Source organism: Pseudomonas sp. PDM22 (assembly GCF_014851965.1).
Lineage (GTDB): Bacteria > Pseudomonadota > Gammaproteobacteria > Pseudomonadales > Pseudomonadaceae > Pseudomonas.
The window spans coordinates 59,267-81,350 of the sequence record NZ_JACVAR010000006.1; the positions used below are offsets into that span (position 1 = coordinate 59,267).

The window sequence follows — 22,084 nt, forward strand, 5'->3', positions numbered from 1 at the left end:
CGGGTGTAGGAGGTGCGACCAATGTCCATCGGAACGATAGATTCAAGTCATTGATCGGCGCTGCGCGATGCAGTACCTTGGCTCCACTTCCACGGAGAACATCATGCCGTCCAGCCTGTCCATCCAGTCCCTTGCCCGCCTCGGTGCCATCGGCTCCGCAGTTGCTCGCGCGCAGGTTCTGGCTGCTGCTGCCGGCTATTTCTTCTATGGGTATTGGTTTAGCCAAAGGCGCGCCTGATACCCCACAGGCGCCCTAGCAAGCAGGGTCGCCAACCAGACAGATTCATGAAACCCCGGTCGGCAACCCGACCGGGGTTTTTGTTTTTCAAAGCCCACAAGGCCCAACGCATTGAAACGAGCGCAAACGCTCAGACAGAGGATCGAGACATGACCGCCTACACCACCGATTACCGCTATTACCGCAACTCCGACTGGCGATTTAGCAGCGCGCTGCGTGCCACCCAACGAGCCTTGCCACGAACACTTAGATAGAGCGCCGAGCGCGGAAAGACCTCCGCGCCGGCCAAGGATGCCAGTCAGATGAACGCTTCCACCTCCACCCTGATCCGCCCCGAACACGCAGCACGCGCCGAAGTCCTCGACCTGCCGCTGCCCTCCGCCCGCCGCCGCGAACACCCGCTGCCGAGCCCCGCCGAACTGCGCCAGCGCCTGCCGCTGTCCGCCGCCATGGCCCACCGTGTCCGCGAAGGTCGCGATGCCATCCGCGCTGTCCTCGATGGCCGCGACCCGCGCCTGCTGGTCGTCATCGGCCCCTGTTCGCTGCACGACCCCATCTCCGCCCTCGAATACGCCGACCACCTCGCCGAACTGGCGCCGCAGGTCAGCGACCAGCTGCTGCTGGTGATGCGCGCGTACGTCGAGAAGCCGCGCACCACCATCGGCTGGAAAGGCCTGGTTTACGACCCGCAGCTGGACGGTACTGGTGACATGGCTGGCGGCCTGGAACTGTCGCGACGGCTGATGCTGGGCATGCTCGAGCGCGGTCTGCCGATCGCCACCGAACTGCTGCAACCCCTGGTGGCCGGCTACTTCGACGACCTGCTGGGCTGGGCCGCCATCGGTGCGCGCACCAGCGAATCCCAGGTGCATCGCGAGATGGTCAGCGGCCTCGACCTGCCGGTGGGCTTCAAGAACGGCACCGACGGCAGCATCGGCATCGCCACCGATGCCATGCGCTCGGCGGCACATCCGCACCAGCACTTCGGCATCGATGCGCTGGGGCGTCCGTCGCTGGTGCAGACCCAGGGCAACCCGGACACCCATCTGGTGCTGCGCGGCGGCCATGCCGGGCCGAACTTCGATGCCGCCAGCGTGCAGCAGATTCGCCAGGGGCTGGAAAAGCTCGGTCTCGAGCCGAGCATCATGGTCGACTGCAGCCACGCCAACAGCGGCAAGGACCCGCTGCGCCAGCCGGCCGTGCTGGACAGCGTGCTCGACCAGCGTCTGGCTGGTGACGTTTCGCTGCGTGGGGTGATGCTGGAGAGTCACCTGTTCGACGGCTGCCAGCCGCTGTCCGGCGAGCTGCGCTACGGTGTCTCGATCACCGACGGCTGCCTGGGCTGGAGCGGCACCGAGGCGCTGTTGCTGAATGCGGCGGAGCGGCTGCGTCGGGCCTGATCGCTTCGGGCGCGTTTGTGAACTTTCTCTTCTGAAAAGGCGAAATTTCCTCGGGCGGTGCCGGCTAATTTTACTGCCGGTCCCGCCGAGATTCGGCGGCTGAATCGTCCTTTCTGCTCCCGCTGCGGAGCGAGGTAACGCCGATGTACATGTTCCTGCCGTTTCTGATCGCGCTCTGCGCAGCCGTCAGTACTTTCATGGGGAAGGCTGGGGTCAGCTACGCGCTCTGGCTGGTTCTGCTACTGGTCACGCTGGGGTGGTTCGATCACCACGTCACCGACCCGCTGACGCTGTCGTTCTGAGGGCCCGCCATGAACTCACCCATCTTCCAGGCGGAAAGCCGCCTGCCGCTGTGGCTGAATGTCCTGGCCCTCTATGCGATTTGCGCCACGTTACTGGTCGCCTTCTATTACCAGTTGTGGAAAATCGAGCTGCCTTGTCCGCTTTGCCTGTTGCAGCGGGGCGGAATGCTGCTGATCGGCTTCGGCTTCCTGTTCAACGTCCGTTTCGGCATCCGCAACCGTCATTACGCCATGGCGCTGCTGGGGGCAATCACGGCAGGGGCCGTGGGCATGCGCCAGGTCTTTCTGCACATCACTCCCGGGGATGCCGGCTACGGCTCACCCTTCCTCGGCCTGCACTTTTACACCTGGACGGTGGTGGCCTCGCTGCTGGTGATTGTCGCCGTCGCCCTGATGATGACGCTGAAAGAGGGGGCCAGTCGGGAGGCGCCGCACTTCTCTCTGCTGGGCAAGGTGGGCGCGCTGCTGTTCACCGCGCTGATCGCGGCCAATCTTGTGTCCACCGTGCTGGAATGCGGCGGCGGGCAATGCGATGACAATCCCACGTTCTATCAACTGCTGCGCTGAACGACGTGCGGAAGTCCTGTAGGAGCGCCCGATGGGCGCGATTCGCGGGCATGGCCCGCTCCTGCAGGAGCCGTGCGGCTCACTGCTCCTCGCTGTCCACCAGCAGGTTCTCCAGCGTCTCGCGGTACTCCCCCGGCTCTTCCCACAACCCGCGCTGCTGCGCTTCCACCAGACGTTCGGCGATGTCGCGCAGGGCCTCGGGGTTGTGCTGGCGGATGAATTCGCGGGTGCCGTCGTCCAGCAGGTAGGCGTCGGCCAGCAGGCGGTACTGGTGGTCGTCCACCAGCTCGCTGGTGGCGTCGAAGGCGAACAGGTAGTCCACTGTCGCCGCCAGTTCGAAGGCGCCCTTGTAGCCGTGGCGTTTCATGCCGGCGATCCATTTCGGGTTCACCGCGCGGGCGCGCACCACACGGCCGAGTTCTTCCTTCAGGGTGCGGATGCGCGGGTTGTCCGGCTGGCTGTGGTCGCCGTGGTAGCTGGCCAGCGACTGGCCCTGGATGACCTCGGCGGCGGCGAGCATGCCGCCCTGGAACTGGTAGTAGTCGTTGGAATCGAGGATGTCGTGCTCGCGGTTGTCCTGGTTGTGCAGCACCGCCTGCAGGCCGGACAGGCGCTGGGCGAAACGCTCGCGCGCCGGGGTGCCGTCGTCACTGGCACCGTAGGCGTAGCCGCCCCAGTTCAGGTAGGCCTCGGCGAGGTCGGCGCGGCTGTCCCACTGGCGCGATTCGATCACGCCCTGCACGCCGGCACCGTAGGCGCCGGGCTGGGCGCCGAAGATGCGCCAGCCGGCCTGGCGACGGGCGTCATCACGCTCCAGTCCCTCGGATTGCAAGCTTGCCTGATCGGCCCGCACACGAGCGGCCAGCGGGTTCAGATCGTCCGGCTCGTCCAGCGCGGCGACGGCCTGCACGGCGGCGTCGAACAGGCGGATCAGGTTGGCGAAGGCATCGCGGAAGAAGCCCGAAACGCGCAGCGTCACGTCGACCCGCGGGCGGTCGAGCAGGGTGATCGGCAGGATCTCGAAATCCTCCACGCGCTGGCTGCCGGCCTGCCACACCGGGCGCACGCCGAGCAGTGCCAGCGCCTGGGCGATGTCGTCGCCGCCGGTGCGCATGGTCGCCGTGCCCCACACCGACAGGCCGAGCTGGCGCAGGTGGTCGCCATGGTCCTGCAGGTGGCGTTCGAGCAGGCGGCTGGCGGACTGGAAGCCAAGGCGGAAGGCGGTGGGCGTGGGCAGGTTGCGCACGTCCACGGTGAAGAAGTTGCGCCCGGTCGGCAGCACATCGACCCGCCCGCGACTGGGCGCGCCGCTGGGGCCGGGCGGGACGAAGCGACCGTCGAGACCGGCGAGCAGGTGGCCGATCTCGCTGGCGCCGCAGGCGTCCAGGGTCGGTGCGATCTGCTGGTGAAGTTGCGCGAGGACCGCCGCGCTGGCGCTTCCCGGCGCGCTGGTCGTGCCGTCGATCAGGCGCAGGGCGAACAGCTCCAGGCGCTCGCGGGTGTCGCCGTTGCTGCGCCAGGGCTCGTCGCTCACGCCGAGCAACGCGTCCGGGCGCGGGCCTTCCCAGGCTTCGGCGAAGGCTTCGTCCAGCGGGTCGCGTCCCAGTTGCAGGTCTTCGCTCAGCGCGCGCAGCAGGCTGGCATTGCCGCCGCGTCCATCACCGCGCGGGATGCGCACCAGCGACAGCAGCGTATCGCGGCGCAACTCGCCCACGGGCGATTCGCCGAACACATGCAGACCATCGCGAATCTGCGATTCCTTGAGGTCGCACAGGTAGGCATCCAGCTGCGGCAGCCAGTTTTCCGCATCGTCGCTCAGCTGCAGGCCCAGCTCGCGGTCCAGCGCGGTTTCGCGCACCAGCGTGAGGATGTCACCGCGCAGCTCGGTGGCGCGGCGCGGGTCGAGCAGGGAAGCGTCGTAGTACTCGTCGGCCAGGCGTTCGAGGTCGCGCAGCGGGCCGTAGTTTTCCGCGCGGGTCAGCGGCGGCATCAGGTGGTCGATGATCACCGCCTGGGCGCGGCGCTTGGCCTGCGCGCCTTCGCCGGGGTCGTTGACGATGAATGGGTAGAGGTTCGGCAGCGCGCCGAGGATCGCGTCCGGCCAGCATTCCTCGGAGAGTCCGACACCCTTGCCCGGCAGCCATTCGAGGTTGCCGTGCTTGCCGACGTGGACCACCGCGTCGGCGCCGAACACCTCGCGCAGCCAGAAGTAGAAGGCGAGGTAGCCGTGGGGCGGCACCAGCGACGGATCGTGGTAGATCGCCGCGGCGTCGAGCTGGTAGCCGCGTGCCGGCTGGATGCCGACGAAGCCGAGGCCGAAGCGCAGGCCGGCGACCATCAGGCGGCCGCTGCGGAACATCGGGTCCTGCTGTGGTTCGCCCCAGCGTTCGCGCACGGCTTGCTGGTTGGCTTCGGGCAGGCGTGCGAAGCAGGCGAGGTAGTCGTCCAGCGCCAGGCTCTGCGCGCAGGGGCGCAGGTCGAGGCTGTCGAGGTCATTGCTGACGCCGCCGAGCAACTGCTGGATCAGCGCGGTGCCAGAATCGGGCAGACCGGCGACCGGATAACCCTGGGCCTCCAGCGCGCGCAGGATGTTCAGCGCGGCAGCCGGCGTGTCGAGGCCGACCCCATTGCCGATGCGTCCGTCGCGGGTCGGGTAATTGGCCAGGATCAGCGCCACGCGCTTGTCGGCGTTGGCCTTGCGCGCCAGCAGCATCCAGCGCCGCGCCAGTTCGGCGACGAAGTCCATGCCAGGCAGGTGCGGCAGGTAGCAGACCACGTCGCTCTGGCTGCGCTCGCTGCGCCAGGCCAGGCCCTTGAAGCTGATCGGCCGGGTGATGATGCGACCGTCCAGCTCCGGCAGCGCGATGTGCATGGCCAGGTCACGCGGGCCGAGCCCCTGCGGGTTGGCGCGCCAGAGGTCGAGGTTGTCCAGCGAGCAGATGGCTTGCAGTACCGGCACGTCGCGGCGGAATGGCCGGTCCTGCGGAGCCTCCGGGTTCGACTGGGCGAAGCCGGTGGTGTTGATGATCAGCTCGGTGTCAGCGCTGTCCAGCAGGCTTTCCACCGCGTCCAGGCAGGCGGCTTCCTTGAGGCTGGCCACGGCGATGGGCAGCGGGTTGATGCCCTGGGCCTGCAGGCGTTCGCAGAAGGTGTCGATGAAGCCGGTGTTCGCCGCCTGCAGGTGGGTGCGATAGAACAGCAGCGCGGCGACCGGGTACTCAGGGTTCCAGTCCGCCTGCCAGCGGGCGAGGTCGCAACTGCCTACTTGCGGGTGATAGACCGCCACGCGCGGCAGCGTGCGGGGTTCGCTCCAGGCGTAGTCGCGTTGCAGGTGACGGCTGGCCAGGCAGGCGAAGAACTGCCGGGCATTGTCCATGCCGCCCTGGCGCAGGTACTGCCAGAGGCGCTCGGCATCCTGCGGCGGGACGCTGCACAGGGCGGCGAGTTCGGGGTCGGGTTTGTCGTCGCCGGGCACGGCGATCAGCGTGGCGCCGCGCTCGGCCAGCGCCGCCAGTTGCTCCATGCCGTAGCGCCAGTAGCCAACGCCGCCGTGCACCGAGATCAGGATGACCCTGGCGTGCTGCAGCACCTCGTCGACGTAGAGGTCCACCGAGGCGTGGTTCTGCAGTTGCATGGGGTTGGCCAGGCGCAGGCTCGGATAGTCTTCCGGCAGCTCTCGGGCGGCCTCGGCGAGCAGCGCCAGGTGCGAATCGCCGCTGCAGAGGATCACCAGCTCGGCGGGCGTCTGGGCCAGGTGGGCAATGCCGTCGTCGGGGACGAAACCGCCGGGTTGGGTGCGCAGCAGGTGCATGGATCGGGCCTTGTCGCTCGGTGGTAACACCCTCTCCCCAGCCCTCTCCCTGAAGGGAGAGGGGGTAGTTCGGCGTTTGCGGGTAGCGTTGTGTTACGCCAGGGCGGTACGCAGCTCGTTGGCGATGGTGGCCTGGTCCAGTTCCTGGCCGATCACCACGAGGCGGGTGCCACGGGTTTCGTCACTGCGCCAGGCGCGGTCGAAGTGCTTGTCGAAGCGCTTGCCGACGCCCTGCACCAGCAGGCGCATGGGCTTGCCGGGGATGGCGACGAAGCCCTTGATGCGCAGCACGGCGTGGCGCTCGACCAGCGCGTTCAGCGCATCAAGCAGGGCACGCTCTTCCACTTCCGGCAGGTCGACGTGGAAGGAGTCGAACTCGTCGTGGTCATGATCTTCATGGCCTTCGTGGTCATGGTGGGTCGGGCGGCTGTCGATGTGCAGCTCGGCTTCGGCGTTCAGCCCCAGCAGCACCGAGAGCGGCAGCTGGCCGGAGTTGGCTTCGACGATCTTCACTGCCGGCGGCAGCTCCTCGGCAACTTCGGCGCGCACGCGGGCCAGCGCCTCGGCGTCGAGCAGGTCGGCCTTGTTCAGTACCACCAGATCGGCGCTGGCCAGCTGGTCTTCGAAGAGTTCGTGCAGCGGCGATTCGTGGTCCAGGTTCGGGTCCTGCTTGCGCTGCTCGTCTACCTGCTTGGGGTAAGCGGCGAAGGTGCCGGCGGCCACTGCCGGGCTGTCGACCACGGTGATCACCGCATCCACGGTGCAGGCGTTGCGGATTTCCGGCCACTGGAAGGCCTGCACCAGCGGCTTGGGCAGGGCCAGGCCCGAGGTCTCGATGAGGATCTGGTCGAGGTCGCCACGGCGCGCCACCAGTTCGCGCATCACCGGGAAGAACTCTTCCTGCACGGTGCAGCACAGGCAGCCGTTGGCCAGTTCGAAGACGCGGCCGACCGCTTCTTCTTCGCTGCAACCGATGGAGCACTGCTTGAGGATTTCGCCGTCGATGCCCAGCTCGCCGAATTCGTTGACGATCACCGCGATGCGGCGGCCGGAGGCGTTATCGAGCATGTGGCGGAGCAGGGTGGTCTTACCGGCACCGAGGAAGCCGGTGACGATGGTGACGGGGAGTTTGGCCAGGGTTTTCATGCGCGCCTCGCAAGCGAAATTGGGAGGGCGGATGAAGGGCGCGCGCGCGGGTTCGCCGCGCAACGAAGGTCGCCACCGGATCACCCCGCCCGGTTGTCTGTTGATAACGAACCAGTTCTGGATCTCGCGAGCTGGAGCCAGGCAAGGCGGAGGGTCGCTGGGGACGCGGAGTTGACTGTAGTCAATGAGCAGTCCACGGCGATCCTCCAACGCAGCATGGCCGACGCGCAGCAGATCGAAAACCCGTCACGAGGCAGGTCTCCTGGCTCACAGCCCTTTGTTATCCCTTCGCCTTCCCGCCCGAATCGGCAGTGGCGCGTGAAGAGACAGGCTGTTCACAGTTGCGGGGGCAGCCGTGGCGCATCCGAAGATTTCCACGTTCCCTCTTAGCTCCGGCCAGTGCCGGAGAACCTCGAAGGGAGGAAGGCTACGCAGCGTGGCCGGGCCGGTCAATCGCCGAGGATCGGTTGCTGCGCAGTTGACGCTGCGGGACTGCCGTGGTCAGCTAGCGCGGTTTCAGGTGTCTCGCGCCGACGCGCGCGAGGTGAAACGGGAAGCCGGTGCGTCCGCAAGGACCAGTCCGGCGCTGCCCCCGCAACGGTAAGCGCATCGAGGGTCGTCAGTAGCCACTGTGCCAAGGCATGGGAAGGCTGACCCATCCGGCGAGAGTCTCTCGCTGGCGTCGCAAGCCCGGAGACCGGCCTGGAATCCTCACATTTTGGCAACCCGCGGTGGGCGGGCGCAGGCCGTGGCGCGACCGATCCGGCGCGTTCGAATGCGTTCAACCTCTGCGTTCTCACTCTTTTCAGAGGGAACGTTCATGTCCAGCAGTATCCTGACGCAACAGGCGTCGAGCACTTCCATCCCCCTTTCCAAGCGCATCAGCCTGGCCGTCGGCGCCAGCCTGCTCGGTGCGCTGCTGGTGTATTTCGCCGGTTTCTCGCATCTGGAAGCGGTACACAACGCCGCGCACGACACTCGCCATAGCGCGGGCTTCCCCTGCCATTGATGCGGTTCTGATTTCAATCGGCTGCGCGTCGGCCAGGCTGCGTTGGAGTATCGCCGTGGACTGCTCATTGACTGCAGTCAACTCCGCGTCCCCGGCGATCCTCCGCCTTGCCTGGCTCTAGCTCGCTCGATTCGAGAGTCCGAAAAGGAAAGGAAAAAATGATCAAACGTATCGCCCAGACCGCCGGTTTCGCCGGTCTGATCGCCGCGCTGGTGCTGACCGTAGTCCAGCTGCTGTGGGTATCCCCGCTGATCCTCAAGGCGGAAACCTATGAGAAATCCGAGCCGGCCGCCGCGCTGGTCGAGGAGCACGCCCACGAGCATGCCGACGGTGCTGCTGCGGGCCACCACCACGACGCGGAGGCCTGGGAGCCGGAAGACGGCTGGCAGCGCATTCTCTCCACCACCGGCGGCAATCTGGTGGTCGCGGTGGGCTTCGCCCTGATGCTGGCCGGCCTGTTCACCCTGCGCGCGCCGGGCAAAACCTCCGAAGGCCTGCTCTGGGGCCTGGCCGGCTTTGCCGTGTTCACCCTCGCACCGTCCCTCGGCCTGCCGCCGGAAGTCCCCGGCACCGCCGCCGCCGACCTGAGCCTGCGGCAGACCTGGTGGATCGGCACGGCCGCCGCCACCGCCGCCGGCCTCGCGCTCCTGGTGTTCGGTCGCCACTGGGCGCTGCGCATCGTCGGCCTGGCGTTGCTGGTGGTGCCGCACGTGATCGGCGCGCCGCAACCGGAAGTGCATTCCAGCCTCGCGCCGGAAAGCCTGGCCCATGAGTTCATCCTCGCCTCGCTGGTCACCAACGCAGTGTTCTGGCTGGCGCTCGGCCTGGTCGCCGCCTGCCTGTTCCGTCGCTTCGCGCCGTCGGCCTGATTCACGCGCTATGCTCGACCCCGCAGCCGGCCTGGCCGACTGCGGGGTTTTTATTTTGATCTGCAAGGAGAGCGACCATGACGCTGGTTGCCGGCCTCGGTTGCCGCCGGGGCTGCCCGCTCGACGAACTGCGTGCGCTGCTGCGAGAAACATTGGCCGAAGCGGGGCTCGACGAGTCGAACCTCACCGCGCTGGCCAGCGCCACGCTGAAGGCCGACGAGGAAGGGCTGACTGCCCTGGCTGCCGCACTTGACCTGCCGCTGGCGCTGTTCACGCCGCAACAGCTCGCGGCCTGCGAGAAGCGCCTGGGCGACCCTTCCGAAACCGTGCGCGCGGCCACCGGCAGTGTGAGCGTGGCCGAAGCGGCGGCATTGCTGCAGGCCGAGGCGCAAGGTGGTGCGCCGGCACGCCTGCTGGTGGGCAAGCGCCGCAGCGAGCAGGCCACCTGTGCGCTGGCCTTCATCCCCGTCGAATCCGCACAGGAGCAGCCATGACGGTCTACTTCATCGGCGCCGGCCCCGGCGATCCCGAACTCATCACGGTCAAGGGCCAGCGGCTGATCCGCACCTGTCCGGTAATCCTCTACGCAGGCTCCCTGGTGCCGCCGGCCGTGCTGGAAGGGCACAGCGCCGAGCGCGTGGTGAATACCGCCGAACTGAACCTGGAGGAGATCGTCGAGCTGCTGGCGCAGGCCCACGCGGAGGGCAAGGACGTCGCGCGGGTGCACTCCGGCGATCCCTCTCTGTACGGCGCCATCGGCGAGCAGATTCGTCACCTGCGCGAACGGGGCATCGCCTACGAGATCGTCCCCGGCGTCACCGCGACTTCCGCCTGCGCGGCGATTCTCGGTTGCGAGCTGACCCTGCCGGACATTTCCCAGACGCTGATCCTCACCCGCTACGCGAGCAGGACGCGCATGCCCGAGGGCGAGTCGCTGGCGGAACTGGCGCAGCACCGCGCGACCCTGGCCATTCACCTGGGCGTCGGTCAGCTGGCGAATATCGTCGCCGAGCTGCTGCCGCACTACGGTGCGGACTGCCCCATTGCAGTGATCCATCGCGCCAGCTGGCCGGACCAGGACCAGGTCACCGGCACCCTCGGCGACATCCTGCCCAAGGCGGCGGCCAAGGGCTTCCGGCGCACGGCGCTGATCCTGGTGGGCAAGGTGCTGGGGGCGGAGGGGTTTGCCGATTCGTCGCTGTACAGTGCGGGGCATGCGCATCTGTATCGCGGGGGCGCCTTGTAGGCGCGAGCTTGCTCGCGAGCAGGGATTCCCGGAGGCGCCAGGGCTGGGCGGTTCGCGCGCGATAACGATGGCGTCCCCCTCGCTCCTGCGGAAGAGCGGATAGGCACGAGGTTCAGGCCAGCCACTGATCCCCGCGCGGCAGCATCCCGCGCCGCAGGTACCAGCGAACCCACAGATGCACGCCGAGCGCGGCACTCACTGTGAGCAGGATCATCAGGCCTTCCGCTTCCATGGCAGCTTCCCTCGTCCGGGTTTCCTGCCTGACAGGGTAGGCCTGCGACAAAGCGCCGCACAGGTACAGATCGTTTCCGAATGTGCGGATCAGTCCGGCTGCCGCTCTACAGCGAGTGAATGATCCGCCCGAGGGTTTCCATGGCCTGTTCGCTGGCCGTGGTCCACGGGTGGCCATAGTTCAGGCGCAGGCAGTGGCCGAAGCGCCGCGTCGCCGAGAAGATCGGCCCCGGCGCGAGGCTGATGCCCTGAGCATGGGCGAGCTGGAACAGCTTGAGCGCGTCGATGTGCTCGGGCAGCTCCAGCCACAGGAAGTAGCCGCCGCTGGGCCGGGTGACACGGGTGGCGGCGGGGAAGTGCCGGGCCACGGCGGCGAGCATCGCATGCTGCTGGCTTTCCAGCGCATGGCGCAGCTTGCGCAGGTGGCGGTCGTAGCCGCCGTGCTGCAGGTAGTCGGCGATGGCTGCCTGGGCCGGCACCGAGGCCGACAGGCTGGTCATCAGCTTGAGCCGCTCGATCTGCTCGGCGTAGCGCCCGCCGGCGACCCAGCCGACCCGGTAGCCCGGCGCGAGGCTCTTGGAGAAGGAGCTGCAGTGCATCACCAGCCCTTCGCTGTCGAAGGCCTTCACCGGCTTGGGCGCCTGGGCGGCGAAGTACAGCTCGGCGTAGACGTCGTCCTCGATGAGCGGCACCTGGTGCTGGGCCAGCAGTGCGGCGAGGGCGCGCTTCTTGTCCTCGGCCATGCTGGCGCCCAGCGGGTTCTGGAAGTTGCTCATGAACCAGCAGGCCTTGATCGGCAGGCGCGCCAGGCTGTCGGCGAGCACGTCCAGATCGATGCCTTCGCGCGGGTGCACGGGGATTTCCACGGCCTTGAGTTTCAGGCGCTCGAGCACCTGCAGGCTGGCATAGAAGGCCGGCGCCTCGATGGCGACCAGGTCGCCCGGCTGGGTGACCACCTGCAGGCACAGGTTCAGCGCTTCCAGCGCGCCGTTGGTGACCACCAGCTCCTCCACCGGCAGCGGCATGCCACCGACCATGTAGCGCAGGGCAATCTGCCGGCGCAGCGCATGGCTGCCGGGGGCGAGGTCGGCGACCACCGAGCGCGGGTCCATGTCGCGCACGGCGTGGGCCATGGAGCGCGCCAGACGCGGCAGGGGGAACAGTTCCGGCGCCGGGAAGGCCGAGCCGAAGGGCACGGTGTCCGGGTCCTTGATCGAGCTGAGTACCGAGAACACCAGTTCGCTGACGTCCACCTCGGTGGTCTGCGCGTCGTGGCGGGCGATTTCCGGCTCGGCCAGGGCGCGCTGCACGTGTTCGCGGACGAAGTAGCCGGAGCGCGCGCGGGCGACGATCAGCCCGCGATCCTCCAGCAGGTAATAGGCCTGGAACACGGTGGATGCGCTGACCCCGTAGGTGCGGCTGGCGTGGCGCACCGAGGGGACTTTCTGGCCGGGGGCGAGCACGCCGCTGCGGATCAGGCCGGCGATCTCGTCGGCGAATTTCTCGTAGCGCTTCATCTTGTCCTGCACGGCGGCCTGAGGGGCGGAAGAATCCGCCCACTCTAGGCGCTGCGCCGAGGTCACGCCAAGCTCCCGAGCCATGCTCAGCGCCTCGGCGAGACGAAGGTGCTGGCGGCGTCGATGGACTCGTTGCCATCGCTGACCTTGAAGTGCAGCGGCACCGAGCCACCGGTGCTGCTCTGCGCCAGGCTTGCCACCGAGACGGCGAAGTCGCGGATCTCGCCCGGCTGCAGCATCAGTTCCGGCACGCCCTGCAGGCGGTAGCCGGCGCTATCGGCAAGGCTCAGCTGGTAATGCTGCGGCTGCTGGGTCTTGTTGATCAGCTTGAGGTTGTAGATGTTCTCGATCTCGCCGACGGCGTTCTCGCGGAACAGGCCGCGGTCGCGGGCCACGTCGAGGTTGATCAGTGGCCGTGCTTCCAGCGCCCAGACAAACGCGCCGATCATCACCAGCAGCACCGCCGCGTAGCCGATCAGGCGTGGGCGCAGCAGGTGGGTCTTGCCGCCTTCCAGCGCGCTTTCCGAGGTGTAGCGCACCAGGCCGCGGTCGTAGCCCATCTTGTCCATCACCGAGTCGCAGGCGTCGATGCAGGCGGCGCAGCCGATGCAGGCGATCTGCAGGCCGTCGCGGATATCGATGCCGGTGGGGCAGACCTGCACACACTGGAAGCAGTCGATGCAGTCGCCCAGGCCCAGGGCCTTGGGGTCGGCGTCCTTCTTGCGCGCACCACGGGACTCACCGCGCGCCGCGTCGTAGGAAATGATCAGGGTGTCCTTGTCGAACATCACGCTCTGGAAGCGCGAGTACGGGCACATGTGGATGCACACCTGCTCGCGCAGCCAGCCAGCGTTGGCGTAGGTGGCGGCGGCGAAGAAGGCGACCCAGAAGGTGCTTTCCAGGTCGAGCCTGAAGGTGAACAGGTCCGCCACCAGCGGCCGCACCGGCGTGAAGTAGCCGATGAAGGTGATCGCCGTAACCAGGCTGATCAGCAACCAGAGCCCGTGCTTGGCGCCCTTGCGCAGGACTTTCTCGGTACTCACCGGGCCCTGGTCGCGCTTGATGCGCTGGTTGCGGTCGCCTTCGGTGACCTGCTCCGCCCACATGAAGACCCACGTCCACACGCTCTGCGGGCAGGTGTAGCCGCACCAGACGCGGCCGGCGAACACCGTGATGAAGAACAGGCCGAAGGCGGCGATGATCAGGATCGCCGAGAGCAGGATGAAATCCTGCGGCCAGAAGGTCGCGCCGAAGATGTAGAACTTGCGCTCGGGCAGGTCCCAGAGCACCGCCTGGCGGCCGTTCCACTGCAGCCACAAGGTGCCGAAGAACAGCAGGAACAGCAGGCCGCCGCCGAGGCGCCGCAGGTCGTGGAAACGCCCGGCGAAGCGCTTGGTGTAGACCGTCGGGGTTACCGCCGACAGCGGTTTGGGCGGCGGGGTGAAACGTTGCGGTGCGTCGATCTCGATGACCTTCGCTTGGATTCTTTCGCTCATTGTCGTGGCCCATCAGGCAGAAGAGGCGCCGCGACTGTACGAATCGGTCTGCACCCGAAACAGATTCAGGTTCGCCGGAAAAAACCATATCAGATGGCGGAAAACGCTCCGCCCCGCGCTGCTGGCGGCCTGGCGTGCTGCGCGATGGGGCGGCTGATCGGGCCTGTTGCGGCAACCGGTCGCAGGCCCGCCGGGGCAGGCGCCGGGCGCATCTGATCCGGTTTTTCCCGCGCGATCTGCCGCTGTTTTGCACAGCAGGCGCCGGCCACTATTCGGTCAACCGCAAAGTAGCGCGCTCGACGACAGAAGCAGGCCGCTACGCAACGTCCTGAAGGTGGCCTGGCGATGTACCGATACGATGATTACGACCGCGCCCTGGTGCGCGAACGGGTGGCGCAGTTCCGCGACCAGGTGCAGCGGCGCCTGAGCGATGAGCTGAGCGAAGAGGAATTCCTGCCGCTGCGCCTGCAGAACGGCCTGTACCTGCAGAAGCACGCCTACATGCTGCGGGTGGCGATTCCCTACGGCACCCTGTCCAGCGAGCAGATGCGCACCCTGGCCTGGATCGCCCGCGAGCACGACCGCGGCTACGGCCACTTCACCACGCGGCAGAACATCCAGTTCAACTGGGTCGAGCTGGCGCGGGTGCCGGACATCCTCGAGCGCCTGGCGGATGTCGAGATGCACGCCATCCAGACCTCCGGCAACTGCGTGCGCAACATCACCACCGAGGCCTTCGCCGGTGTCGCCGCCGACGAACTCCTCGACCCGCGCCCGCTGGCGGAAATCCTCCGCCAGTGGTCGACGGTGAACCCCGAATTCCTGTTCCTGCCGCGCAAGTTCAAGATCGCCCTCTGCGCCGCCGAGGAAGACCGCGCGGCGGTGATGATGCACGACATCGGCCTCTACCTGCGCCGCGCCGAGGACGGCGAGCTGCGCCTTAAGGTGCTGGTGGGCGGCGGGCTGGGGCGCACGCCGATGCTGGGCCAGGTGATCCGCGACGACCTGCCCTGGTGGCACCTGTTGTCCTATGTCGAGGCGATCCTGCGTGTGTACAACCGGCACGGCCGGCGCGACAACAAGTACAAGGCACGGATCAAGATCCTGGTGAAGGCGCTGGGCATCGAGGCGTTTTCCCGCGAGGTGGAGGATGAGTGGCAGCATCTGCGCGATGGCGAGGCGCAGCTGACTCTCGATGAGTACCAGCGGGTTGCCGCGGCGTTCGATCCGCCTGTTTATGTAGCGGCCGACGAGCTGGCCTATGGCAGCGCGTTGGCCGCCGACGCGGCGTTCGCGCGCTGGGTTTCGCGCAATGTGCGCCCGCACCGCGTGCCCGGCTATGCCAGCGTGGTGCTGTCCACCAAACCGGGCGCCGAGGCGCCGCCGGGGGACGCGACCGCCGAGCAGATGGAGCAGGTGGCCGACTGGGCCGAGCGCTTCGGCTTCGGCGAGATCCGTGTCGCCCACGAACAGAACCTGGTGCTGCCGGACGTGCGCAAGTCCGACCTCCACGCACTCTGGTTGGAAGCCTGCGTGGCTGGCCTGGGCACGCCGAACCAGGGCCTGCTGACCGACATCATCGCCTGCCCCGGCGGCGATTTCTGTGCGCTGGCCAACGCCAAGTCGATCCCCATCGCCCAGGGCATCCAGCAGCGCTTCGAGGACCTCGACTACCTGCATGACCTGGGCGACCTCAGTCTGAACATCTCCGGCTGCATGAACGCCTGCGGCCATCACCACATCGGCAACATTGGCATCCTCGGTGTCGATAAGAACGGCAGCGAGTGGTACCAGATCACCCTCGGCGGCGCGCAGGGTGTGAAGAGCGCGCTGGGCAAGGTGATCGGCCCGTCGTTCAGCGCCGCCGAGGTGCCGGACGTGATCGAGGCGCTGGTGCACACCTATGTGGAGCAGCGCGGTGCCGGGGAGCGCTTCGTCGAAACGGTCGAGCGCATCGGCCTGGAGCCTTTCAAGGCGCGGGTCTACCGCCAGGCGGAGGTGCCGGCATGAGGAACCTGATTCATCTGCGGGACGGGGTGGCGGAAATGGCGCCGGGCGACCCCTGGGAATTGCTGCGCGAAGTGCCGGAGGTATTGCCCGGTGGGCGACTGATCCTGCCGTTGAAGCACTGGCTGGCGCTGGAGTCCGGGACGGGGTTCGGCGTCTGGCTGGCGCCGGAGGAGGATCCCGAGGACCTCATCTGGCGCCTGAAGGAACCGGCACTGATCGCCATCGACTTCCCCAGTTTCCGCGACGGTCGCGGTTACAGCCTGGCCTACCTGTTGCGCAGCCGCCTGGGCTGGCGCGGGGAGTTGCGCGCGGTGGGCGACGTGCTGCGTGACCAGTTGGCGCATATGCGCCAGTGCGGTTTCGATGCCTTTGCCGTGCGCGAGGACAAGTCCGTGGAAGACGCCCTGAAGGGCCTGGCGGGCCTGAGCGTGCTCTATGGCCGCTCGGTGATCGAGCCGCGTCCGCTGTTTCGTCGCCGCTCCTAGACAGGAGTCGCCGCGTGCGGCGAAGGCTGCAGCGGGTCGGCCAAGCTTGACGCTGTGCCGGGGCACAGGAAAAATGCGGGCATCATCCCCGGCGCCTTGCGCGCTGGCGGTAACCCACGGATTCGAGTGACCCCCAGAATATGCGCATGCGCCTGATGCTGTTGGGTGGCGGTAATGCCCTTGGACAGGCGCTGATCCGCCTTGGCGCCGAGGAGGACATCGGCTTCCTCGCCCCCCGGCCGCCCGAGCAGGGCTGGGATGCTTCCAGCCTCACCGTCCTGCTGGACGAGACCCGCCCCGACGCGGTGATCAACCTCGCCTACTACTACGACTGGTTCCAGGCCGAGGCCGTCGACGCCGCTCGCCTGGCCAGCCAGGAGCGCGCGGTGGAGCGTCTGTCCGAACTCTGCCAGCACCACGAGATCCTGCTGATCCAGCCGTCCAGCTACCGCGTGTTCGATGGCGCCCGCGCCACCGCCTACAGCGAGAAGGACGAGCCGCTGCCCCTGGGCCCGCGTGGCCAGGCGCTGTGGCGTATGGAACAGTGGGTGCGGGCGACCTGCCCGCGGCATGTGCTGCTGCGTTTCGGCTGGCTGCTGGATGACAGCGCCGACGGCGTGCTCGGCCGCTTCCTCGAGCGTGCCGAGAAGGAGCAGGTGCTGTTCCTCGCCGACGACCGGCGCGGCAACCCGACCCCGGTGGATGACGCCGCGCGGGTGATCCTCTCCGTGCTCAAGCAACTCGACTGCCAGGCACCGCTGTGGGGCACCTACCACTACGGCGGCCTGGAGGCCACGACCACCCTGTCCCTGGGCCAGGTGGTTCTCGGCGAGGCCCGCGCCTTCCATACCCTGGCTGTCCAGGAACCGAGCCCGCAGGCCCACGCCGCGCGCCCGGATGCCGGCGACGAACCGCAGCACGCGGTGCTCGCCTGCAAGAAAATCCTCCATACCTTCGGTATCAAGCCGCGCGCCTGGCGCGCCGGCCTGCCCGCCTTGCTGGATCGCTATTACCGCCATGTCTGATCGTCTTTCCCCCTCCGCGCAGCCCATCCTCATCACCGGCGGCGCGGGGTTCATCGGTTCCCATCTGGCTGACGCGCTGCTGGCGCAGGGCTTCGCCGTGCGCGTGCTGGACGACCTGTCCACCGGCCGGCGCGAGAACCTCGACAGCCGCGTCGACCTGCTAGTCGGCAACGTCGCCGATGAAGCCGCCCTGCGTGGTGCGCTGAGCGGCTGCCAGGGCGTCGTGCACCTGGCGGCCATCGCCTCGGTGCAGGCTTCGGTGGAAGACCCGGTGGGCACCCACCGCGCCAACTTCATCGGCACCCTGAACCTCTGCGAGGCCATGCGCCAGGAAGGCATCCGCCGGGTGCTGTTCGCTTCCAGCGCGGCGGTCTACGGGCAGAACGGCGAAGGCTCCGCCATCGACGAGGACGTGGTGAAGGCGCCGCTGACGCCCTATGCCGCGGACAAGCTGGCCAGCGAGTACTACCTGGACTTCTACCGTCGCGAACACGGCCTGGAGCCGGCGATCTTCCGCTTCTTCAATGTCTATGGCCCGCGCCAGGACCCGTCCTCGCCCTATTCCGGGGTGATCAGCATCTTCGCCCGGCGCGCCGAGCAGGGCCTGCCGATCACCGTGTTCGGCGACGGCGAGCAGACCCGTGATTTCATCTACGTCGGTGACCTGGTGAAGCTGCTTGTGACCGCGCTGCTGGCCGATGACGTGGCCGAGTCGGCGATCAACGTCGGCCTCGACCAGTCCACCAGCCTCAACCAGTTGCTGGCCGAGATCGGTAAGCTCACCGGCGGCCTGCCGGAGATTACCTACCTGCCGGCGCGCCACGGCGATATCCGCCATTCCCGCGCGGACAACCGCCGCCTGCTGCAGCGCTACAGCCTGGACGCACCCACGCCGCTGGCCGATGGCCTGGCCCAGTTGATCACCACCAGGGTTTGTTGACGGCCAGGTAGAAGATGCCGGCCAGCGAGCCTAGTGCCAGAGCGCTGAGCAGCGCCTTGACGGGCTTCGTCGCGCTGCGCAGGGCGAAGGCCGCCAGCACGATGTAGAGCACCAGCAGACCGAGCTTAACCTGCAGCCAGACCGGCAGCGGCCAGGGCATCGCCAGGTGCACCAGGCCCAGGGCGCTCAGCAGCAGCAGGGTGTCGATCAGATGGGGTAGCCCGCGCTGCCAGCCGGTTGGACGCTTGCCCCACCAGCTCAGGCCCAGGCGCAGGAGGAAAAGCAGGGTGCTGATGATCGCAAGGCTGACGTGCAGTGCTTTGAGTTCGAGGTACATACCGGTTCCCTGAAAGTGAAAAAGGCGCCCTTGGGCGCCTTTTTCATGTTTGCTCCGTCAGAAACGGTAGCCGAAACCGACCATGTAAACCCAGGGGTCGACGTCAACATCGACCTTGGTTTTCTGTACGCCCAGCGCGGACGGGCCGTCTACGCTCGCCTTGGTGTCGATGTCCATGTACCAGACAGCGGCGTTGACGAAGGCGTGCTCGTTGAGCATGTAGTCCATGCCCAGCTCGGCGGCCAGGCCCCAGGAGTCCTGCAGCTTCAGGTTGCTGAAGCCCTGGTCCTTGCGGTTGCTGGCCAGGTCTTCGTCGAAGAAGGTGGTGTAGTTGATGCCCAGGCCGCCGTACGGCTGGAAGGCAGAGTTGGTACCACCCATGGGGTAGTACTGCAGCAGCACGGTCGGCGGCAGCTGCTTGATGTCGGCCAGCTTGCCGTCCAGGCCGGTCAGGCCGGTGGCCTTGTTCAGGCCCTTGACGTCGACCTGGTGGTTGAACGGGGTGGCGGCGACCAGCTCGATGCCGATCTTGTCGGTGAGCAGGTAGGCGAAGGTCAGGCCCAGCTGGGTGTCGCTGTCGACAGTGGCCTTGGTGCCGCTGACCTTGGTGCCGTCGAGCTTGACGTTGGAGCTGCTGTCATCGGGCGCCACGGTGGCGAAACCACCACGTACCAGGAAGTCGCCGGCCTGGTGGCCGCGAATGTCGGCGGCCTGGGCTGCGACCGGCGCTGCGACGGCAAGTGAGAGAAGCGAAGTGGTGAGCCAGGACTTACGCATGATGAGCTCCAATATCTCTTTGGTATAAGTGTTGGTGCCCAGAATAGTAGACAGCGCTAAAAGCGCACTTTTGACCTGGCTCAATAAAGACCACAAGCTTTGTAGGAATCGAGGGTGCGGCAAAGCGCCGCGCCCTGTCACTGGCCGGTGTATTCGTAGGGTTCGATGCTGCTGGCCTGCATCTGGTAGCCGGCCTCGGCGAGGTCGCTTTCCATCGCCTTCACGCTCATCCTGCCGATGATCCAGAAGGGCTGATAAAGCTCGTCGACTTTTACGCCCTTGCCGCCTCGAACATAGACGATCTGGTTGGACGGCGGCGCCGGCACGTGGATGCAGGCTCCGTAGTAGGGCACCAGCAGGAAGTCGCGAACGGTCTGGCCGTCTTCCTCCACTTCCAGCGGCACGATGTAGCCGGGCATCTTCACTTCCTGGCCGTCCAGCTGCTGTACCACGGGAGCGTTGGGTATCTGCTGCTTCACCGCCGGTCCACTCTCCGAATTGAGTACATCGGAGAGCTTGGACATATCGTGCAGCGGCACTGGCGGCGGGGGCGGCGGTGCGCCCTCGGGGATCAGCTCCGGCCAGCTCAGCTCACGCGGCGCCGCCCAGACGGCGGCGCTGGTGAGCATCAGCAGGAGAAACAGCAGGCGACGCATGGGGCTTTCCTTCAGGGGGCTGGCTCGCAGGGGGCTGAATCAGAGGCGGATCGACAGGCCATCGGCCAGCGATTGCCGGTAGGCACGCCACGCCGGTACACAACCGATCAGCAGCGCCGCCAGGAGTATGCCGCCCAGCAGTGACCATTCATAGGCGCTGGGCAGCGCCAATGGCAGGAAGATGCCGTAGTTCGCCTGGACGTACGCCTGGCTGCCGGCGATGCCGGCGTAGAGCAGCCCGATGCCCAGTGCCACGCCCGCCAGCGCCAGAGCGAAGGCTTCCGCCACCAGCAGGCTGAATATGTGCCAGGGCCGCGCGCCCACCGAGCGCAGGATGGCCATCTCGCGGCGGCGTTCGTTGAGGCTGGTGAGGATGGCGGTGAGCATGCCGATCAGGCCAGTCAGCACCACGAACAGCGAGACCACGAACAGCGCCTTCTCCGCCGTGCCCATCAGCCCCCACAGCTCCTGCAGCGCCACGCCCGGGAGGATCGCCATCAACGGTTCGCCGTCGTATTCGTTGATCTGCCGCTGCAGAGTGAACGTTGCCACCTTGCTCTTGAGGCCCAGCAGGAAGGCGGTGATCGCCTTGGGCTGCAGGTCCATGCCGCGCGCCTGGTCTTCGCTGACGCGGTCGGCGCCGCGTGCCGGGACGCCGTTCTTCCAGTCGACGTGCAGCGCCTCCATGCCTTGCAGGGAGATGTGCAGGGTGCGGTCCACCGGCGTACCGGTGCGCTTGAGGATGCCGACCACGGTGAACGGCTTGTCGTCGTGCTGCACCAGGCTGATGGTGCTGACGCCGTGGGCCAGGACGATCTTGTCGCCCAGCTTGTAATGCAGGGCCTGCGCGACTTCCGCGCCGAGCACCACGTCGAACAGGTCCTGGCCGAACGGTTTGCCCTCTGCCAGCTCCAGCGTCTGCCTGCGGCCGAAACGGTAGTGCTCGAAGTAGCCGGTGTCGGTGCCCATGACGCGATAGCCGCGGTGCGAATCGCCCAGGGAGATCGGGATGGCCCACTTCACCAGCGGGCTGTGGGTCACCGTCTCGTAGCTTTCCCAGCGGATGTTGTTGGTGGCATTGCCGATGCGGAATACCGAGTAGAGCAGCAGGTTCACCGAGCCGGAGCGGGCGCCGACGATCAGGTCGGTGCCGGAGATGGTGCTGGCGAAGCTGGCCTTGGCCTCTGTGCGTACGCGCTCCACCGCCAGCAGCAGGCAGGCGGAGAGGGCGATGGCGAAGATGGTCAGCAGTGCGGTGAAGCGGCGGTTGGACAGGCTGGCGAGCGCCAGGCGCAACAGGTACATGCTCAGATTCCCGGAGCGCGGGCGGCGCGGTTGAGGTCGGTCAGCGACAGGCTGCGATCGAACAGGGTCGCCAGGCTCTGGTCGTGGCTGACGAACAGCAGGCTGGCGCCGGCCTCGCGGCATTCGGCGAACAGCAATTGGAGGAAGGCTTCGCGGGCGTCGGCGTCCAGCGCCGAGGTCGGTTCGTCGGCGATCACCAGTTCCGGCTGGCCGATCAGCGCGCGGGCGGCGGCGACGCGCTGCTGCTGGCCGATCGACAGGCTGTCGGCGCGGCGTTCGATCAGCGCCGCATCGCCCAGGCCCAGATGTTTGAGCAGCGCCTCGGCGGCCTTGGCCACGCTGCCGTGGCGCAGGGTCGCGCGCTCGGCGCGGCTGTGGGAGAAGTGGCAGGGCAGCTCGACGTTTTCCCGCACCGAAAGGAACGGCAGCAGGTTGAACTGCTGGAAGATGTAGCCGGTGTGATCGACGCGAAAATGATCGCGGCGCGAAGGCTTCATCTGCGCGATGTCTTCGCCGAGCAGCTTCACGCTGCCGCGCTGGGGGCGCTGCACGCCGCCGAGCAGGCCGAGCAGGGTGGTCTTGCCGCTGCCGGACGGGCCCTTGAGGAACAGGGTCTCGCCACGGGCCAGGGTGAAGGCGGGGATGTCCAGCAGCTCCGCCTGGCCGGGCCAGGCGAAGCCGAGGTTGTCGAGTTCGAGCAGTGCGGTCATTTCAGAG

General features: G+C 67.3%; 21 protein-coding genes and 2 riboswitches. Of the genes, 12 read left to right on the plus strand and 9 right to left on the minus strand.

The window, feature by feature from the left end:
* Window positions 1–103 precede the first annotated feature (103 nt).
* The 4 genes from IB255_RS30955 (at window position 104) to IB255_RS20900 (ending at window position 2,507) form a co-directional block, all read left to right on the plus strand.
* Window positions 104–238, plus strand: coding sequence for a hypothetical protein (locus IB255_RS30955; RefSeq protein WP_263866027.1), 135 nt, complete (start codon window positions 104–106; stop codon window positions 236–238).
* A gap of 302 nt (window positions 239–540) precedes the next feature.
* Window positions 541–1,638 (plus strand): 3-deoxy-7-phosphoheptulonate synthase, encoded by a 1,098-nt coding sequence (locus tag IB255_RS20890; protein WP_081517100.1) that lies wholly within the window; start codon window positions 541–543, stop codon window positions 1,636–1,638.
* Window positions 1,639–1,781: 143 nt separating this feature from the next.
* On the plus strand, window positions 1,782–1,940 hold the full coding sequence (locus IB255_RS20895; protein ID WP_167523254.1) for a DUF5993 family protein: 159 nt from the start codon (window positions 1,782–1,784) through the stop codon (window positions 1,938–1,940).
* Between the two features lie 9 nt (window positions 1,941–1,949).
* The gene (locus tag IB255_RS20900; protein ID WP_081517101.1) at window positions 1,950–2,507 is read left to right on the plus strand and encodes a disulfide bond formation protein B; all 558 of its coding nucleotides are present in this window, start codon (window positions 1,950–1,952) and stop codon (window positions 2,505–2,507) included.
* A gap of 79 nt (window positions 2,508–2,586) precedes the next feature.
* Here IB255_RS20900 and cobN read toward each other — a convergent pair whose 3' ends face one another.
* Window positions 2,587–6,318: a cobaltochelatase subunit CobN gene (gene cobN, locus IB255_RS20905; RefSeq protein WP_081517102.1), complete on the minus strand. Its 3,732-nt coding sequence runs from the start codon at window positions 6,316–6,318 to the stop codon at window positions 2,587–2,589.
* Window positions 6,319–6,411: 93 nt separating this feature from the next.
* Window positions 6,412–7,464, minus strand: a complete 1,053-nt coding sequence (gene cobW / locus IB255_RS20910) for a cobalamin biosynthesis protein CobW (RefSeq protein WP_081517103.1) — start codon at window positions 7,462–7,464, stop codon at window positions 6,412–6,414.
* Between the two features lie 234 nt (window positions 7,465–7,698).
* Window positions 7,699–7,894, minus strand: a riboswitch (cobalamin riboswitch).
* Between the two features lie 71 nt (window positions 7,895–7,965).
* Window positions 7,966–8,185, plus strand: a riboswitch (cobalamin riboswitch).
* A gap of 99 nt (window positions 8,186–8,284) precedes the next feature.
* On the opposite strand from cobW, the gene IB255_RS20915 reads away from it, so the two are divergent.
* From IB255_RS20915 to cobM, 4 genes are all read left to right on the plus strand, one after another.
* Window positions 8,285–8,473, plus strand: coding sequence for a CbtB domain-containing protein (locus IB255_RS20915; RefSeq protein WP_015475371.1), 189 nt, complete (start codon window positions 8,285–8,287; stop codon window positions 8,471–8,473).
* Between the two features lie 158 nt (window positions 8,474–8,631).
* Window positions 8,632–9,342 carry a CbtA family protein gene (locus IB255_RS20920; protein ID WP_081517104.1) on the plus strand — a complete coding sequence of 237 codons (711 nt, stop codon included), beginning with the start codon at window positions 8,632–8,634 and terminating at the stop codon, window positions 9,340–9,342.
* Window positions 9,343–9,419: 77 nt separating this feature from the next.
* A complete protein-coding gene (locus IB255_RS20925; protein WP_081517105.1) occupies window positions 9,420–9,836 on the plus strand; it encodes a cobalamin biosynthesis protein in 417 nt (138 codons plus the stop codon).
* Window positions 9,833–10,588, plus strand: coding sequence for a precorrin-4 C(11)-methyltransferase (gene cobM, locus IB255_RS20930; RefSeq protein ID WP_081517106.1), 756 nt, complete (start codon window positions 9,833–9,835; stop codon window positions 10,586–10,588). Before IB255_RS20925 ends, cobM begins: the two co-directional genes overlap by 4 nt.
* Before the next feature lie 338 nt (window positions 10,589–10,926).
* Here cobM and mapR read toward each other — a convergent pair whose 3' ends face one another.
* Both mapR and ccoG read right to left on the minus strand, forming a co-directional pair.
* The gene (mapR, locus tag IB255_RS20935) at window positions 10,927–12,336 is read right to left on the minus strand and encodes a GntR family transcriptional regulator MpaR (protein ID WP_081518143.1); all 1,410 of its coding nucleotides are present in this window, start codon (window positions 12,334–12,336) and stop codon (window positions 10,927–10,929) included.
* An 86-nt stretch (window positions 12,337–12,422) separates the two neighbouring features.
* Window positions 12,423–13,832, minus strand: a complete 1,410-nt coding sequence (ccoG, locus tag IB255_RS20940; protein WP_192210814.1) for a cytochrome c oxidase accessory protein CcoG — start codon at window positions 13,830–13,832, stop codon at window positions 12,423–12,425.
* 345 nt (window positions 13,833–14,177) lie between these two features.
* Here ccoG and IB255_RS20945 point away from each other — a divergent pair, with 345 nt between their 5' ends.
* The 4 genes from IB255_RS20945 (at window position 14,178) to IB255_RS20960 (ending at window position 18,292) form a co-directional block, all read left to right on the plus strand.
* The gene (locus IB255_RS20945) at window positions 14,178–15,842 is read left to right on the plus strand and encodes a nitrite/sulfite reductase (protein WP_081517108.1); all 1,665 of its coding nucleotides are present in this window, start codon (window positions 14,178–14,180) and stop codon (window positions 15,840–15,842) included.
* Window positions 15,839–16,327 (plus strand): DUF934 domain-containing protein, encoded by a 489-nt coding sequence (locus tag IB255_RS20950; protein ID WP_081517109.1) that lies wholly within the window; start codon window positions 15,839–15,841, stop codon window positions 16,325–16,327. Before IB255_RS20945 ends, IB255_RS20950 begins: the two co-directional genes overlap by 4 nt.
* Window positions 16,328–16,467: 140 nt before the next feature.
* The gene (locus tag IB255_RS20955) at window positions 16,468–17,352 is read left to right on the plus strand and encodes a sugar nucleotide-binding protein (RefSeq protein ID WP_081517110.1); all 885 of its coding nucleotides are present in this window, start codon (window positions 16,468–16,470) and stop codon (window positions 17,350–17,352) included.
* Window positions 17,345–18,292 (plus strand): NAD-dependent epimerase/dehydratase family protein, encoded by a 948-nt coding sequence (locus IB255_RS20960; protein WP_081517111.1) that lies wholly within the window; start codon window positions 17,345–17,347, stop codon window positions 18,290–18,292. Before IB255_RS20955 ends, IB255_RS20960 begins: the two co-directional genes overlap by 8 nt.
* Here the strand turns inward: IB255_RS20960 and IB255_RS20965 are convergent.
* The 5 genes from IB255_RS20965 to IB255_RS20985 form a co-directional block, all read right to left on the minus strand.
* Entirely contained in the window at window positions 18,273–18,629 is a 357-nt protein-coding gene (locus IB255_RS20965) for a SirB2 family protein (RefSeq protein ID WP_081517112.1), read from the minus strand. The genes IB255_RS20960 and IB255_RS20965 overlap by 20 nt on opposite strands.
* Before the next feature lie 57 nt (window positions 18,630–18,686).
* On the minus strand, window positions 18,687–19,406 hold the full coding sequence (locus IB255_RS20970) for an OmpW/AlkL family protein (protein WP_081517113.1): 720 nt from the start codon (window positions 19,404–19,406) through the stop codon (window positions 18,687–18,689).
* Between the two features lie 137 nt (window positions 19,407–19,543).
* Complete coding sequence (locus tag IB255_RS20975) at window positions 19,544–20,062, minus strand: DUF3299 domain-containing protein (RefSeq protein WP_081517114.1); 519 nt, start codon at window positions 20,060–20,062, stop codon at window positions 19,544–19,546.
* A gap of 39 nt (window positions 20,063–20,101) precedes the next feature.
* Complete coding sequence (locus tag IB255_RS20980; protein ID WP_081517115.1) at window positions 20,102–21,367, minus strand: ABC transporter permease; 1,266 nt, start codon at window positions 21,365–21,367, stop codon at window positions 20,102–20,104.
* Between the two features lie 2 nt (window positions 21,368–21,369).
* A complete protein-coding gene (locus IB255_RS20985; protein WP_081517116.1) occupies window positions 21,370–22,077 on the minus strand; it encodes an ABC transporter ATP-binding protein in 708 nt (235 codons plus the stop codon).
* Between the last annotated feature and the right edge of the window lie 7 nt (window positions 22,078–22,084).

Coding starts and splice junctions, on each gene's coding strand:
- cobM (WP_081517106.1), top strand. CDS start 9,833: ATGACGGTCTACTTCATCGGCGCCGGCCCCGGCGATCCCGAACTCATC.
- cobW (WP_081517103.1), bottom strand. CDS start 7,464: ATGAAAACCCTGGCCAAACTCCCCGTCACCATCGTCACCGGCTTCCTC.
- IB255_RS20915 (WP_015475371.1), top strand. CDS start 8,285: ATGTCCAGCAGTATCCTGACGCAACAGGCGTCGAGCACTTCCATCCCC.
- IB255_RS20965 (WP_081517112.1), bottom strand. CDS start 18,629: ATGTACCTCGAACTCAAAGCACTGCACGTCAGCCTTGCGATCATCAGC.
- IB255_RS20945 (WP_081517108.1), top strand. CDS start 14,178: ATGTACCGATACGATGATTACGACCGCGCCCTGGTGCGCGAACGGGTG.
- IB255_RS20950 (WP_081517109.1), top strand. CDS start 15,839: ATGAGGAACCTGATTCATCTGCGGGACGGGGTGGCGGAAATGGCGCCG.
- IB255_RS20955 (WP_081517110.1), top strand. CDS start 16,468: ATGCGCATGCGCCTGATGCTGTTGGGTGGCGGTAATGCCCTTGGACAG.
- IB255_RS20970 (WP_081517113.1), bottom strand. CDS start 19,406: ATGCGTAAGTCCTGGCTCACCACTTCGCTTCTCTCACTTGCCGTCGCA.
- cobN (WP_081517102.1), bottom strand. CDS start 6,318: ATGCACCTGCTGCGCACCCAACCCGGCGGTTTCGTCCCCGACGACGGC.
- IB255_RS30955 (WP_263866027.1), top strand. CDS start 104: ATGCCGTCCAGCCTGTCCATCCAGTCCCTTGCCCGCCTCGGTGCCATC.
- IB255_RS20895 (WP_167523254.1), top strand. CDS start 1,782: ATGTACATGTTCCTGCCGTTTCTGATCGCGCTCTGCGCAGCCGTCAGT.
- IB255_RS20925 (WP_081517105.1), top strand. CDS start 9,420: ATGACGCTGGTTGCCGGCCTCGGTTGCCGCCGGGGCTGCCCGCTCGAC.
- IB255_RS20900 (WP_081517101.1), top strand. CDS start 1,950: ATGAACTCACCCATCTTCCAGGCGGAAAGCCGCCTGCCGCTGTGGCTG.
- IB255_RS20980 (WP_081517115.1), bottom strand. CDS start 21,367: ATGTACCTGTTGCGCCTGGCGCTCGCCAGCCTGTCCAACCGCCGCTTC.
- IB255_RS20985 (WP_081517116.1), bottom strand. CDS start 22,077: ATGACCGCACTGCTCGAACTCGACAACCTCGGCTTCGCCTGGCCCGGC.
- IB255_RS20960 (WP_081517111.1), top strand. CDS start 17,345: ATGTCTGATCGTCTTTCCCCCTCCGCGCAGCCCATCCTCATCACCGGC.
- IB255_RS20890 (WP_081517100.1), top strand. CDS start 541: ATGAACGCTTCCACCTCCACCCTGATCCGCCCCGAACACGCAGCACGC.
- IB255_RS20975 (WP_081517114.1), bottom strand. CDS start 20,062: ATGCGTCGCCTGCTGTTTCTCCTGCTGATGCTCACCAGCGCCGCCGTC.
- ccoG (WP_192210814.1), bottom strand. CDS start 13,832: ATGAGCGAAAGAATCCAAGCGAAGGTCATCGAGATCGACGCACCGCAA.
- mapR (WP_081518143.1), bottom strand. CDS start 12,336: ATGAAGCGCTACGAGAAATTCGCCGACGAGATCGCCGGCCTGATCCGC.
- IB255_RS20920 (WP_081517104.1), top strand. CDS start 8,632: ATGATCAAACGTATCGCCCAGACCGCCGGTTTCGCCGGTCTGATCGCC.